The following is a 14,608-nucleotide window of genomic DNA, read 5'->3' as shown; positions in this document are numbered from 1 at the left end:
GAATTTTTGATGCAACAAAAATAAAGTGTGAAGGTTTTGCAAAGTTTTTGTCGCATCAGCGGCTATTAGCAGCTTTCCCATGCTCCGTCACGCGGACCGGCGACAAGCGGCCCGCGTGACACCAGAACCTCAGCAATAAGGGCATCGTCCTGACTCGTCCCCGGGTCGGAAGAAGGCTCTTTATTGCGGCCAGAAAGCGGCCGCATCCAGGGGAAGACGCCGAAGAGCGTGCAGCAGCTGAAAGGAAAGGCGGATTTGATCGGTCAATCTCTGTCCCTTGCGGGACTTCAAAAACGATATGGCGAAGCCCTCGCGGTTCGCGAGCTGTCGCTCGACATCGCAGCCGGGGAGTTTGTCTCGCTGTTGGGGCCCTCCGGCTCCGGCAAGACAACAGCCTTGACGATGATAGCCGGCTTCGAGGCTCCGAGCGCCGGCAGGATCGCCATCGGCGGCCGGGACGTAACCTTTCTTGCGCCCAATCACCGGAACATCGGAATGGTGTTCCAGAAGTATGCGCTCTTTCCGCACCTGACGATCCGTCAGAACATCGCATTCCCGCTCAGGATGCGCGGGCGGATGCAGAAGACCGCGATCGCGCGGCGCGTCGAGGAGATGCTGGAGCTCGTCCAGCTCTCCGGCTACGCGGAGCGGTATCCCAATCAGCTTTCGGGTGGCCAGCAGCAACGCGTCGCAGTAGCGCGTGCTTTGGCCTTTGAACCACCCGTCCTGCTGATGGACGAACCACTTGGCGCACTCGACAAGAAATTGCGAGAGGCGATGCAGTTCGAGATCAAGCGGCTGCAGGAGCGACTTGGCGCCACGGTCGTCTACGTGACCCACGATCAGGACGAAGCGCTGACGATGTCGGATCGCGTCGCCATCATGTCCGACGGCCGGCTGATGCAGTTCGGTGCGCCAACGGAACTCTATCGGCAGCCGAAGACCGCATTCGTCGCGGACTTCATCGGCCGGATGAATTTTATCGATGGCGATTGCCTCGGCAGCACGGCTGAGCAAACGGTTGTTCGTTTATCGGAGAGAACGGTGCTTACCCTCCGTTCTACGACGAGCGAGCGCACACGCAAATACGATGCCGGAACGGCTCTGCGCGTGGCAATCCGTCCGGAGCGGATTCGTCTTATGAAGCGCGGCGATGGCGGGACGGACTCCCTAGCAGGCGTCGTCGATGCCGCCATGTTCATCGGCTCGACATACATCTATCTCGTTCGCCTTGCCGACCGCCCACAAGCAAGCCTGCAGGTACAGGTCCCCGCTGACGGCGTCACGCAATTCCAAAGGAACGACCAGGTGGACATTGTCGTTGACGGCGCAGCCGCGCATGTCTTTCCCGTGACGGAGAGGTGCGCGGCATGAAGCGTTCACTCGCAACACTATCATCTTCTCTGTCGCTCCGCCGCTCGAGCTCCGCACGCTTTTATTCGCTAACCGCCTCCCTGGCATTGGTCATGCCGCTCCTGGCGGCACTGATGGCCGGATTCCTGTATCCGGTCGCGCGGCTGGTCGCACTGAGCTTTTCCGGGGGAACGCTCAGCCACTATCGGCGTATTTTCGCCGAGCCGCTTCATCTCGACGTACTGTTCAGTACGATCGAGGTCGCGTTTGTGGTGACGGTTGCAAGCCTGCTCTTGGGTTTCCCGGTCGCCTATCTCATGGCACGGCTCAGCAAGGGCTTGGCCATGGTGGTGGCTGCCTGTGTTTTTATCCCGCTGTGGACCTCCGTTCTCATCCGCTCCTATGCGTGGGTGGTCCTGCTCCAGCGCAACGGCGTCATCAATAAGCTGCTGATCGACACGGGTGCGACCGAAGGGCCGCTGAAGCTGATCTACACCCAGGGCGCTGTCATCCTCGCGATGACGCACGTGCTGATGCCCTTCATGATCTTGCCGATCTATTCGGCACTGCGCGCCCTGCCCCCCGATTACGTGCGTGCCGCCCGCAATCTCGGCGCCGGTCCCATCCGCGCCTTCGTGGCCGTGACGCTGCCGCTCAGCCTGCCGGGCGTCTTTGCCGGCAGCGTCATGTGCTTCGTGCTGGCGCTCGGCTTCTACATCACCCCGGCGCTGGTCGGCGGACCCGGCTCGATGCTGATGGCGACGCTCATCGGTCAGCAGACAACAGTCCTGCTCGATTGGCCATTCGCGGCGGCACTTTCGACCGTGCTCCTCGCCGTTACGCTCCTTTTTGTTCTCCTGTTCCGCAGGACGTTGTCGCTCAGCAAGGGATTGAACAGTGTCTATTGATCACGCACGGCTGCCGGACCGAGTTCCTGCGGTCATGGATATCTTCGCCTCTCCGACAATCCGCGCCTATTCGAGGGCGGCAGGGATCATCGCCGCCGGCGCGGGGATCGGATGCATTCTCTTCTTCCTGCTGCTGCCGACGCTGATCGTCCTGCCGATGTCGCTCAGCGAAACCGACTACATTGAGTTCCCGCCCCAAGGCCTGACGCTCAAATGGTACAGCGCCTATTTCAATGATCCGGACTGGATGGCAGCGACGTGGTTCAGTCTCAAGATCGCCCTAGCGACAACCGCGACAGCGACGGTCACGGGTACCATGGCGGCGCTCGGGATCGTACGCGGATCTCTTCCGTTTAGATCGACATTGCAGGCGCTCGCGCTCGGCCCGATGATCGTGCCCCATATTATCCTCGGCGTGGCACTCTACCTCGCCTTTGCGCCACTGCGGCTCACCGGCAGTTTTTTCGGATTCCTAGTCGCCCACACCGTGCTGGCAGTGCCTTACGTGATCATCACCGTCACCGCGTCGCTGCAGCGCTTCGATCCGACGCTCGAGCTGGCGGCACTGAACTGCGGGGCGAACAGGCTGCAGGCGTTCTTCCTGGTCGTGCTGCCGAACATCGTGCCTGGTGTCGCAGCCGCGGCCGTGTTCGCCTTTCTCGCCTCATTCGATGAAGCGACTGTCGCGTTTTTCATATCGGACATCGGTGGCAAAACGATCGGGCGGAAGATGTTCGAGGATATCGACTTCAACCTGACGCCGGTCATTGCCGCGGTCTCGACGGTCCTCGTCGCCACTTCCCTTCTGCTCATGGGCACGGTTCACCTACTGAACGCCCGTAAGCCCCACTCGTGAAACCGAGGACCTCCACTTCTCACCTTCTCAACTAACAAAGGGAATCTTTCATGACCTCTCTTCTTTCACGTTCCACAGCAGTCATGAAGCCGACCATCGCCGGGCTCCTGTCCTTGATGACCTTGTCGCACCCGACCTTCGCTGGCGAGCAAGTCATCATCGCATCGACCGGGGGCGCCTATGACAAGGCCCTGAGGGAGGCCTGGTTCGATCCATTCACGAAGGAAACGGGCATCGAGGTGGTCACCGTCGCAGCGACGAACGCCGAAATGCGCGCCAAGGCTGCAGCGATGGTGAAAACCGGAAACGTCAGTTGGGACCTCTATCTCGATGGCGAGATCCAGGCCGCGTCAAAGGAGCATCGGGAGGTCACCGAGGACCTGACGGAGTTCTGCCGGCAGTTTGCCGATCGCAAGGACCTCGGAGCCAGTGCCTGCTCGGCCGGCGGGACGCTGCTTCAGTCCACGGCCACGCTGCTCGCCTACAGGACCGGGAAACCCGGCGGGCCTGTTCCCGAAACCTGGGCAGACATGTGGGACACGGGGAAGTTTCCGGGCGAACGCGCTTTTCCGAATTTCGATGATCCCTGGCGCGTCATGGCGGCAGCGCTGCTCGCCGACGGTGTCAAGCGCGACGAACTGTTCCCGCTCGACATCGATCGCGCGCTGGCCAAGCTCGACCAGATCAGGCCTTCCGTCTCGCTGTGGTGGAAGACTGGCGATCAGAGCGTGCAAGGGTTCCGCAATGGCGAGTATTCACTTGGGCAAATCTGGCTGACGCGCGCCAAGGCGATGCACAACGAGGGACTGCCGATAGCCTGGTCCTACCAGGCCTCCTTCCTCGTCGGAGACCGGATAGCGCTGCTCAAGGGCGCGCCGCACCGCGAGAATGCGCTCAAGTTGATGGCCTTCTGGCTGAATTCTCCGGCGGTCCAGGCCAAGGCGTGCGAAGCTCTTTCCTGCACTCCCCCGAGCAGCGAGGCGATCGCGATGATGTCGGATGAGGCGCGCAAGACGATGCCGCAGGGTGACGACATTCGGGATTACGTGATCGTTCCTGATGCGGAATGGATCAACGCCAATTCTGCGATGATGTTGCAGCGCTGGAACGAGTGGATTCGCTGACTGCGTGCAGCGCCCCTTGTGCATGGAGGTGGAGCCTCGCCTCTGCAACCTCGGCTATCCGCTTGTGGCGGTCATGGGCACTGTGGCCTAGTTCGACGATGTCAAGGCCACAGTCCTTCAACATCAGGGGCCAGATTTCGCCGGTCTAGGCGCCGGCATCCTCCCAGTGCATGTTTTGTCCGCCGACCTTGACGCTCGTCGCCCTCAGCTTCTCTTTCACTTGCCGGACCGCCGTGAACGGCGGAATGACCAAGCGCTGGACGCGGATGTCGTGCTCCGCATCGGCGGCAGCGAGACCCCTGCGAAGGCCAGCGCCTCCGCCAAGGTCTTGTGCATCTTCCAACTGGTGCCGACCCACAGTCCCGACTTGCTCATGACTGGCCCGCCGCTTTCCGACTGGCAGATTTACGCCGCCACAGAGGCGGGGTAGACCCGACCCCTCGGATCTGTAGTGTGGCTGCAAATGTCGGTTCTGCGCCCCTTTGCGAACGTGAAAGTTCGGTAGAGTCGAGGTGTGGCGCGCGTGGCTGTAGGTCGAGCATATCTGTTTCCGCCGCAAGGGTGAGATGGGTGAAACTTGCGGAATGCTGCGCCGCTTGTCCCGCGCCTCCGTCGTCCGTGTCTTCCGGCCTCGATCATCGGTTTCTTCGACGGGACATTCCAGCCACATCTTCATCAAGTGCAGCACCCGCCGATCAACGATCCGGCGCGCCAGCGACTTTCATCAGTTCTGATTGCGGAATGCTCCCGAAGTAGTCCGCGAGGTCGGCATCGACGACTTCCGGATGACCACGGAATATCAACTCCTCCATGGAGCGGTGGCTTGGTGAACTGGCGCTTGCGCTCAGAAAGGAGACCTACCGAAAGTGTCCAGAAACTGCAGACGGCGTTACACGCGAAAGCGAAGGCAGAAGCCGGCTATCGCTTCTATGCCCTGTACGACAAGATCAGCCGGGAAGATGTTCTGGCCCATGCCTATGCTCTGTGCCGCTGAACAAGGGCGCACCGGGAATGGACGGTCAGGATTTTGCGACATCGAGGCATACGGGCTTGTCGGAGTTGCTAGGTTTCCCAATCTCCGGTCCCTCTCCACTTGCTGCGTTCGTCTTGAACTGAGGCCCCTTTCCCTCCACTGGCATTACCCGGCTTCCCCGGTACTACGAGCCTCTCCGCCACCCCAGGGCGCCCGGCCTGTCCCTCGCGGGCATCCGGTTGGTCATCCCTGACCACGTCCCTGGGGCTTTCCGTGTTGCGTGCGCTTTCCTTGTATACATGCTGCCGCCACTACCCCGGTGCAGATGGGCTCAAACGGGGTACGCTGGTTTCGAGAAAATCGTTCACGACGACGCCGCGGTCCGTTGTCAGCACTGCCGTTTCGGCGAGCTCCGTCCGGGGCCGCACGCCGATGCCGGTGACAACAAGGTCGGCGGCCAGAATGTCGCCGCCGCGAAGTTTCACCTCGCGGCCATGGATACTGCTTACAGTCTCCTCGAGATGGAAAACGACGCCATTCTTCTCATGAAGAGTCCGGATGAATTCGCCCATCTGCGGACCCAGAACCCGCCCCATCGGGCGCGTGCCGGGGGCGACGACATGGACTTCGATCCCGCGAGCGCGCAGGGCAGTGGCGACTTCGAGGCCGATGAAACTCGCTCCAAGCACGACGGCGCAGGGCGCTGGCGCAGCCCGCTCTATTATGGCCCGGCAATCAGCGAATGAGCGTAGCGCATGAACATGGGGCTGGTCGGCACCCGGAATGATCAGGCGTTTCGGCTCTGCATCAGTCGCCAGCAGCAACGTGTCATAAGGGACGGAGTCTCCGCCAGCGAGGATGGCCTCGCGGGCACGCGGCTCGATGCGAACCGCTTGCGTCCTAAGACGGAGATCGATCTGGTTTTTCGAATAGTAGCTCTGATGGCCGCTACGCCCGCCTGCAACGAACTTTGGGCCACGTTCAGGTCCTGATCATGGACGACTGGGGCCTCGAACCACTCAACGAACAGGCGCGTCACGACCTGCTCGAAATCCTCGAAGATCGCTATGGCCGTCGATCAACGATCATCACCAGCCAACTTCCCGTATCGGCGTGGCACGGCGTTATAGGCGACCCAACTTACGCCGATGCCATCTTGGATCGTCTCGTTCACAACGCCCATCGCATCGAACTAAACGGCGAGAGCCTACGCCGAAACTTACCCCGAAAAGCTTGACACCTCGCCTGAACGAACTGACAACAATCATCGCCTGTAGACCCCACTAAACAGGGGGCGAGATCATCCCGGAAACCGGGGGCGCAATTATCTCGGAACAAAGGGTCGGCTTCATCGGAATCGGCAGACAAAGGGCGCAGCATCGATCGGGCGTCAGGCCGCAAGAACCCTGGCGGTGACGCTGTGCCCGTTCGTCGCTGCGCCACTCTTGCTTTCACGATGAGGACGGTAGCAGTACGGCGAGCACTTGGCCCGGTGTGCCGGATGCGTTGTTAAGGGAATGCGGCTGGGGTACCATGTAATTGGAATTGTCTATCTTGGGCGGGTCGGCCCAGCATCCGCCGGTGGCGAGGAGGTGCTGATGCGCCTTTATTTTCGCGATCGTGTTGCTCGAGCTGTCCTTCAGCTTGACCTTCGTCAAGAGGCCGATGGGACCGACAATTGCATTCGCATTGTATTGACCAATCGTCACTCCAAGCGCACCCGGCTCCAGGTGAATATCGCAGGGTGATGTCGATCCCGGCGCCAACAGAGCGCCTTCAATCTGCTCAACCTTCATCCGGACCGTTTTGTTGGTCGCATTATAAATGCTGACGACCATATCGTTGCCGGAGTCGAAACTCTGCGAAGGAGACTGGATATCTGCCCAATTCCAGCCGTTCATCCCGAAATAGAACTCCTGGGGGTCCTGCTGGATGACCGGGCCGCTGAAAAGCTGGCTGGCTACGGCCTCTGGGAAGTCCGCTCCGTTCTGCATCTGGACATAGTAGATGAAACCGGCACTGCCGTTGTTATAGGCGTACTGGGCGTAAGAAGGAGCCGAGTTCGTGCTGGTATCAGAGGTGAAATAGATGACGCAGATCTGGCAGAGATTTGGCAGTACCCCTTGGAGAATTTGTTGCAGATAGCTCCAGGTTCCTGCTTGCTCCGCCTGAATTTGCATCGTGTTTGTGTAGGTACAATCGCGGTAGAGGTTGCTGACAGCCTCCATCATGGAACGATACGAGAGGATCGTGTCCTGCTGCTGCGCCATCGTACTCTGTATCGCCTCGAGCTGGTTCATTAATTGCTGTTGGAGCGCCGTAAAGTTAAAGGTTTTTGGATTCCCGTTCAGTGCACCAGCAGCGACGGCGGTGTTGAATGCAGTCGCCATTACGTTGGCAATAAAGCCTCCTCCTGTGCCGAAAAGGGAGAACACTGCGTATAGTATATTTTCGAAGAAGGTCGCTGCGACGAGCGTGGGATTGCCAGGTGCCTGCTGGGCCGCCTCCTGAAGAGCCGTTCCGAGGGTAGTCAATTCCGCGGTTTCTTGGCCCATCACAGCATTATAAAAGCTTTGGCTGATGGCGTAGAGTGAATTGACGTTCAGAACGTCCGTCATTTCCGCTTCCAGGGTCGTCTGGACAGTTGAGAATTCCGCACTGGTGAAGCCAGAGGGATTCGTCGGGCAGGTGAGATTGAGCAGGTCGGACTTGAGATTTGCAACAAGGTTGCCGGCCTGCAGGTACTTTGATCGGAGATCGACCGACGTACTCCCCAGAAGCTGCTGCTCGATCCACTGATAGGCGGCGTTGTAGCCGGGACCGCCGTCGCCAAACGGAGGGAACGCCGGATTCGGGAGTGGCGGCTTAAGGCAGCTGTCTATTTGGTCGGCCCATTCCTGAATCGTGGGGGTGTCTTGATTATCATCCGCTGCATCGCCGAGCACGAGAGAAACTGGCGCTCCATCCGAACGACTAACCTTTACCCGCTTTCCGGTCACCTGATGGATAAGCCTGTTCTTCGTGTCGATCGTCCAGCAATCCTGCTCGGCAGGCTTGCGGCCGTTTGCGAGATGGTGAAATTCGAGAGTTCCCTGCGGCGATAACCCAAGCACGGTTCCCGGCCGCTGCCCGAGCTCAAGCGCGTTATCATCGGTCAGTCGCCAGATCGCGAGCCTTTGACCATGGATCGCATCAGCCGGCGTAAACGCTATCCCTGGCCTATTCGTTAAGCCGCCGACCAAATGTCCGGAAGATCCGTCAGTCCCCGAGACGTGAACAAGCAGAAAGTTCTTCATGAGAGCGCACCTTTCTATCGGCCACACGAATTCAATCGCGTCCGCTTCAAAAATGAGGATCACTGGGTTGAGAAAAACTTCAACCAAAAGCGGGTGCATCGGGTCCGCTTGGCCAAAATGAATAGCAAGCAACCGATGGCAGAACTTCTGTTTTTCTTTGGAATGCAATGATGTGTTGACGCCGGCTATCTTGATCTGACCGACGGAAAATGCAACCTGCATTTTTTAGGGTACAACCATTGCGAGATCGAAATATGGACTTGTATGCCACCGAGGCAGTTCCAGCAGAAGGATGTGTCGCGTCCGATAAGCCGGGCTTACCGTTGCACGCCGATTTTGACGCCGCTACGACGTGCAGAACGCAGACAATAGAAGCGATCCGATACCCTATCCTGCTCCTGGTGGACTGAATCTGCCTCGGCGGCAACTCACACCCCTGGATATGCGGGCTGCCGTCATTAGCGGCGCAACCCCGCGCGAAAAAGCCCCGGTTAAGGGAGAGCTGAGGCTTTCTCGAGTATTTCGCCCCGCAACCGTTTCGGCGGGGCTGTGGGTGCGCGCGGGCGAAATTTGCAGGCAGAAAATTCCCGACGCTGATTTTTTGCCATCGAGGAAATGTATCGTCAACGAAACACCAAGTGACAGTGCAGATCAGTCGGCAGATATGAGCGCGCAAAAAAGCCCCGACAGGCACTGCCGAAGCTTCTGTTTCGCCCTGCGAGCCGCTGTTTCGGAGGGGCCGCGTGCGGCGCGGGCGAATGGCAACTGTTATGTTATACCTGTCACACGTATTTAAAGATGAGACAAAGTAGTCAACTTAGAAATACGACGCCATGCTATTCCTTACTACTGCGTTTGCAAGTTGATATATTTACAAAGTACGTAGACGCAAGCCGCCGGCCGGGTGGAGCTGGTCAGGGTTGCGCAGCCCGGTCGGCGGCGGCTGGCTCCAGCTGCGAGATAAACTTTAGATCCCATGAGGAGTGAACAGCGGTCGGCGCTCTGGCAGAGTGAGGCTGCATCAAAGCACTCGCTCAGGAGGAGTAGGTTATGGGAACCACGCCCGTTCAATCAGAAGCGCCGACCGCTGTCCGTACTGATCTTGGCGCAATTTTTGTATCTTTGGAACTCAGCCGCTCGACTTGGCTGGTCACTTCGTTGTCGCCGGGCGGCGGCGAGAAGATGTCGAAGCATGTCGTGGACGGCGGCGATATTGCCAAACTGCTGGATCGGTTTGGGGAGCTACAGCAGAAGGCACGGTTACGAACAGGAAAGTCGTTTCCCATCGTGACGATCCGAGAGACCGGATTGGACGGCTTTTGGATACATCGCGTCCTGGAAGCGAACGGCATCGAGAGTTACGTTGTCGATGCGGCTTCGATCGCGACTTCACGCCGACGTCGGCGTGCGAAGACCGACAAGATTGATGGTGAGGCCCTGGTCCGGGCACTGCTCGCGTTCAAGCGCGGCGAGCCCCGTGTATGCGCAATGGTTAAAGCGCCGAGCCCAGAAGACGAAGATCGGCGGCGGATCTGCCGGGAGCGCCAAGTGTTGATTGCGGAACGGGTGAGGCATTCGGGGTGGTGTTCGATCCGGTTGACGGACCGATCTTCGAGCCTTTGACCGCTGCCATGTCTTCCGGCACATGGGCCCCAACCGGCTGCCGTTCCGGGCTCGAAGCTGTCCCCTCCCTACCCCCCATTTCGCCGAGCCGCCCTCGGGCACATCGTCCCCTGCAGCCTCGCCGCTGCGCGCATCGCCGATGCGGGTCGGTTCCGGTAAGGTCGCCACAAATGCGCCCTAATAATTATTAGTCTACTTGATTAATTTATAAGCATCAACGCACAAATTATGAGCACAAATTCTCAAAACTTCTGCTTTACTTTAGAGAGCTTCAAACTATACTGGCAAATGTTTCTAGGGTTCCGATGCGATAAAGCATGGCTGGACCGAGAGAAACCTCCGGTGGGGAGACATCCACCGGGTCCACGGCGGGATAAAAGCCCGGGAGGCTCATGCAGCGACGTCGTTGCTTTGGGAATCCCGCCTCGTGATTTCCGAGAGATGAGCGCAGCCTGAGCCCCAAGTCGAACAAGGGGAAAAGACGATGCGTTTCGGAAATGGCAGATTCGGTTTTCGCGCCCTCTCGGCCGCTCTCGGCCTCTCGCTCACGCTTCTGGCGGGCGGGACGCAGGCGGAGCCGAAGAAGGAATTCAATATCGCCTGGACGATCTATGTCGGCTGGATGCCATGGCCCTATGCGGCGGATGCCGGGATCGTGAAGAAATGGGCCGACAAGTACGGCATCACCATCAACGTCAAGCAGATCAACGATTACGTCGAGTCGATCAATCAGTACACCGCCGGCGGCTTCGACGGCGTGACGGCGACGAACATGGATGGGCTGACCATTCCGGCCGCCGGCGGCGTCGACACGACGATTCTGATCATCGGCGATTTCTCGAACGGCAATGACGGCATCGTCTCCAAGACGGCGAAGACGCCCGCCGAACTCAAGGGTGAGAGCATCAACCTCGTCGAGCTGTCGGTCTCGCACTACCTTCTTGCGCGCGCGCTCGAAGCGGCGGGGCTCTCCGAAAGGGACGTGACGATCGTCAACACCTCGGATGCCGACATGGTCGCCGCCTTCAAGTCGCCGGAGACCTCGACGGTGGTGACCTGGAACCCGCTGCTCGCCGAGGTCAAAGCCGAACCCGGTTCCGTCGCGCTGTTCGATTCTACGCAGATCCCCGGCGAGATCATCGACACGTTGATGGTCAACACCGAGGTGCTCAAGGACAATCCCGACTTCGGCAAGGCACTCGCCGGCATCTGGTACGAGACGATGTCGGTCCTGACGGACCCGGGCGAGAAGGGCAAGACGGCACGCGCCGCGATGGGCGCGATGTCCGGCACGGACCTTGCCGGCTTCGAGGCCCAACTTGCGGCGACCAAGCTGTTCGCGACGCCTCAGGAGGCGGTCGCCTTCACCGAGAGCGAGGACCTCATCAAGACGATGGACCTCGTCAGAAGCTTCTCCTTCGACCATGGCCTGCTCGGCGACGGCGCCGCGGACAAGGACGTCGTCGGCATCGCCTTCCCGGGCGGGCAGGTCCTCGGCTCGACCGACAACGTGAAGCTGCGCTTCGACTCCAACTACATGAAGCGTGCTGCCGAAGGCTCCCTCTGACGCCGCTGCGGGGCATGGATTGACGCTGCCCCTGCCCTGCCGACTTCAGCCCGAGATATTCTCCAGATGATGGGAAGGCTTCATGCGACGTGCCGTCAATATCGTCCCGGGATCGGGAACTCGGATTCTGCTTGCCCTCCTGCCCTTCCTGTTGATCGCCTGCCTCTATGTCGTCGTCTCGGCGGAACGGCGGGCAGCAAATCCGGGCGACAAGCTGCTGCCACCGATCACGGAAATGGCGACGAGCATGGACCGGCTGGCGACCGAGCCCGACCGCCGGTCGGGAGACTTGACCCTCTGGTCGGATACCGCGGCGAGCCTCCAGCGACTGTTCATCGGCCTCGGGGCGGCCGCCGCCATCGGCTTGGTGCTCGGGCTGGCGCTCGGGCTGCTTCCGGTGGCAAGCGCCGGGCTGTCGCCGCTGGTCGCCGTTATGTCGATGATCCCGCCGATGGCGATCCTGCCGGTGCTCTTCATCGTCTTCGGTCTTGGTGAACTCTCCAAGGTCGTGCTGATTGTAATCGGCATTGCACCGTTTCTCGTTCGCGACCTCGCCATGACCGTCGCCGCCATCCCGAGCGAGCAGATCGTCAAGGCGCAGACGCTCGGCGCCTCCACCTGGCAACTGCTGTTGCGCGTTGCACTGCCACAAGCGATGCCGCGGCTCATCGAGGCGCTCAGGCTCTCACTCGGCCCAGCCTTCCTCTTCTTGATCTCGGCGGAAGCGATCGCCGCCGAGAGCGGCCTCGGCTACCGCATCTTCCTCGTCCGGCGCTACCTCGCCATGGACGTGATCCTGCCCTACGTCGCCTGGATCACCCTCATCGCCTATCTCATCGACTGGCTGCTGGCGCGTGTAGCCCGACACGCCTTCCCCTGGGGCTATGTCCAGGAGGCGCGCCGATGAGCGAGATCCGTGTCCACAATGTCTGGATGGAATATGGCGACCAGATCGTGCTCGAAAGCATCTCGCTCGACATCGCCTCCGGCGCCTTTGTCTCCGTCGTCGGCCCCTCGGGCTGCGGCAAATCCACCTTTCTCCGGATGATCCTCGGGCAGGAGCGGCCGACGCGCGGCGTCATCACGCTTGATGGCGCGGCGCTGCCGGACGAGCCGGGTCCGGACCGCGGCGTGGTCTTCCAGCGCTATTCAGTTTTTCCCCACCTGAACGTTCTGCAAAATGTCCTGATCGCCTTCGAATTCGCCGATAGCCCGTTCACGGCCAAGCTGTTTGGAGCGAAGCGAAAGGCGGCCAGCGAGAAGGCGGAAGCGCTTCTTGAAGCGGTTGGGCTCAGCGCGCACGCTCGGAAGTATCCGAGCGCGCTTTCGGGCGGGCAGCAGCAGCGGCTGGCGATCGCCCAGGCGCTCGCCAGGAAGCCGAAAGTGCTGCTGCTCGACGAGCCCTTCGGCGCGCTCGACCCCGGCACAAGGGCGCAGATGCACGCGCTCCTCAAGCCGCTCTGGCGCGAGCGTGGCATGACGGTCATCATGGTGACCCACGATCTCAAGGAGGCCTTCGGTCTCGGGACGCGGCTGCTCGCCTTCGATAGGCCGCGCATCGATCCGCAAGCGCCTGAGCGCTATGGCGCTCGCATCATCTACGATCTCGATTTGAGCCGCGACGGGCCCGTCCCGGTTCTCGGCTTTTCGCGGCCAATCGAGCCCAGCACCACGTCTCTGGAAACGAAAAGGAGCATGCCCCATGCGTGAACCCCGAAGCCGCCAATCCCGCCGCGCCGGCGCGATCGGGACGCCCGTTCGCGAGCGCCGGCACCACCCCGACTTCAACATGCTCGACAGCCAGGGCTGGAAGGCGCTCGAGGCAGAGGCGAAGCTCTCCGGCAAAGGCTGGGGGCGGGAAAAGCAGTGGGCGCTCGAAATGGGCCTGCCAGGATCGGAGAGCCTGACGGACAAGTCGATCCCGACCTTTGCGCGGGGCGAATTGCCGCATTTCGCCGGCATCAACACGTTCCTGAAGGCTCCCTACGTCGAAAACGTGCGCGATGTCGGCAAATACGATGCGGCCGTGCTCGGCATCCCCTTCGACAGTGGAACGACCTATCGTCCGGGCACGCGCTTCGGACCGCAGGGTATCCGCCGCATCTCGGCGCTCTACACGCCTTACAACTACGAAATGGGAGTCGACCTGCGCGAACAGATGACGCTCTGCGATGCCGGCGACGTCTTCACCATTCCAGCCAATCTGGAAAAGAGCTTCGACCAGATCACCCGCGGCGTCGCCCATGTCTTTTCCTCCGGCGCGCTGCCGATCATGCTCGGCGGCGACCACTCGATCGGCTTTCCCTGCGTGCGCGGCATTGCCGAATGTACCTCGAAACGCATTGGCATCATCCATTTCGATCGCCACATCGATATCCAGGAAAAGGATCTCGACGAGCGCATGCACACGACGCCGTGGTTCTGGGCGACCAATCTTCCGAACGTCTCGCCGAAAAATCTCGTCCAGCTCGGTATCGGCGGCTGGCAGGTGCCGCGCGACGGCGTGAAGGTGGCGCGCGAGCGCGGCACCAATGTGCTGACGATCGACGACATCGAAAAGCTCGGTCCCGAGAAGACCGCAGAGATTGCGCTCGAGCTCGCCTGGAAGGACGCCGACGCCGTCTACATCTCTTTCGACGTCGACAGTATCGATTGCGGTTTCGTGCCGGGCACGGGCTGGCCGGAACCGGGCGGCTTCCTGCCGCGCGAGGCGCTGAAGATCCTAGGGCTGGTTGCGGCAGAGGGGCTCTGCGGTCTCGAGGTCGTCGAGGTCAGCCCGCCCTACGACACCTCCGACATCACGGCGCTTTTCGGCGTGCGGGTGGTGGTGGAAGCGCTTGGTTCGCTCGTAGCGCATGGCAAGCTCGGCTCCCACAAGCACCTGATCGACAAGCCGGTGAGCTTCTGA

General features: G+C 60.5%; 10 protein-coding genes, 4 pseudogenes and 1 riboswitch. Of the genes and pseudogenes, 11 read left to right on the top strand and 3 right to left on the bottom strand.

Going from position 1 to position 14,608, the window contains the following annotated elements; all coding sequences use genetic code 11:
• The first annotated feature begins 255 nt into the window (after positions 1-255).
• The 4 genes from AC4P1R_RS26050 to AC4P1R_RS26035 are packed head-to-tail and all read left to right on the top strand — an operon-like array spanning position 256 to position 4,241.
• Positions 256-1,374: an ABC transporter ATP-binding protein gene (locus tag AC4P1R_RS26050; protein ID WP_492178283.1), complete on the top strand. Its 1,119-nt coding sequence runs from the start codon at positions 256-258 to the stop codon at positions 1,372-1,374.
• A complete protein-coding gene (locus tag AC4P1R_RS26045; protein WP_151613284.1) occupies positions 1,371-2,261 on the top strand; it encodes an ABC transporter permease in 891 nt (296 codons plus the stop codon). The genes AC4P1R_RS26050 and AC4P1R_RS26045 overlap by 4 nt, the downstream gene beginning before the upstream one ends.
• 34 nt (positions 2,262-2,295) lie before the next feature.
• Positions 2,296-3,117: an ABC transporter permease gene (locus tag AC4P1R_RS26040; protein ID WP_255642858.1), complete on the top strand. Its 822-nt coding sequence runs from the start codon at positions 2,296-2,298 to the stop codon at positions 3,115-3,117.
• Positions 3,118-3,167: 50 nt separating this feature from the next.
• The gene (locus AC4P1R_RS26035) at positions 3,168-4,241 is read left to right on the top strand and encodes an ABC transporter substrate-binding protein (RefSeq protein WP_225192246.1); all 1,074 of its coding nucleotides are present in this window, start codon (positions 3,168-3,170) and stop codon (positions 4,239-4,241) included.
• 64 nt (positions 4,242-4,305) lie between these two features.
• Here AC4P1R_RS26035 and AC4P1R_RS26030 read toward each other — a convergent pair.
• Positions 4,306-4,616: pseudogene (locus tag AC4P1R_RS26030) on the bottom strand (triose-phosphate isomerase); the annotation flags it as partial.
• A gap of 448 nt (positions 4,617-5,064) precedes the next feature.
• On the opposite strand from AC4P1R_RS26030, the gene AC4P1R_RS26025 reads away from it, so the two are divergent.
• Positions 5,065-5,235, top strand: coding sequence for a hypothetical protein (locus AC4P1R_RS26025; RefSeq protein ID WP_210249914.1), 171 nt, complete (start codon positions 5,065-5,067; stop codon positions 5,233-5,235).
• A 317-nt stretch (positions 5,236-5,552) separates the two neighbouring features.
• Here the strand turns inward: AC4P1R_RS26025 and AC4P1R_RS26020 are convergent.
• Positions 5,553-6,155, bottom strand: a pseudogene (locus AC4P1R_RS26020) (NAD(P)/FAD-dependent oxidoreductase); the annotation flags it as partial.
• Between AC4P1R_RS26020 and AC4P1R_RS26015 the strand changes: the two are divergent.
• Positions 6,155-6,451: pseudogene (locus AC4P1R_RS26015) on the top strand (ATP-binding protein); the annotation flags it as partial. The pseudogenes AC4P1R_RS26020 and AC4P1R_RS26015 sit on opposite strands and share 1 nt — an antisense overlap.
• A 214-nt stretch (positions 6,452-6,665) precedes the next feature.
• Here the strand turns inward: AC4P1R_RS26015 and AC4P1R_RS26010 are convergent.
• Positions 6,666-8,732 (bottom strand): hypothetical protein, encoded by a 2,067-nt coding sequence (locus AC4P1R_RS26010; RefSeq protein WP_492178282.1) that lies wholly within the window; start codon positions 8,730-8,732, stop codon positions 6,666-6,668.
• 828 nt (positions 8,733-9,560) lie between these two features.
• On the opposite strand from AC4P1R_RS26010, the pseudogene AC4P1R_RS26005 reads away from it, so the two are divergent.
• The 5 genes and pseudogenes from AC4P1R_RS26005 to AC4P1R_RS25985 all read left to right on the top strand — a co-directional run.
• Positions 9,561-10,085 (top strand): annotated as a pseudogene (locus AC4P1R_RS26005) (transposase); the annotation flags it as partial.
• Positions 10,086-10,416: 331 nt separating this feature from the next.
• Positions 10,417-10,523, top strand: a riboswitch (guanidine-I (ykkC/yxkD leader).
• Positions 10,524-10,617: 94 nt separating this feature from the next.
• On the top strand, positions 10,618-11,700 hold the full coding sequence (locus tag AC4P1R_RS26000; protein ID WP_492178281.1) for a putative urea ABC transporter substrate-binding protein: 1,083 nt from the start codon (positions 10,618-10,620) through the stop codon (positions 11,698-11,700).
• Between the two features lie 82 nt (positions 11,701-11,782).
• On the top strand, positions 11,783-12,607 hold the full coding sequence (locus AC4P1R_RS25995) for an ABC transporter permease subunit (protein WP_225192243.1): 825 nt from the start codon (positions 11,783-11,785) through the stop codon (positions 12,605-12,607).
• Positions 12,604-13,410: an ABC transporter ATP-binding protein gene (locus tag AC4P1R_RS25990; protein WP_492178280.1), complete on the top strand. Its 807-nt coding sequence runs from the start codon at positions 12,604-12,606 to the stop codon at positions 13,408-13,410. Before AC4P1R_RS25995 ends, AC4P1R_RS25990 begins: the two co-directional genes overlap by 4 nt.
• A complete protein-coding gene (locus AC4P1R_RS25985) occupies positions 13,403-14,608 on the top strand; it encodes an agmatinase family protein (protein ID WP_492178279.1) in 1,206 nt (401 codons plus the stop codon). The genes AC4P1R_RS25990 and AC4P1R_RS25985 overlap by 8 nt, the downstream gene beginning before the upstream one ends.

This window comes from Sinorhizobium sp. Y406 (assembly GCF_058732025.1).
The sequence above is the reverse complement of the archived record's forward strand: the minus strand, read 5'-3'. Positions and strand labels throughout refer to the sequence as shown.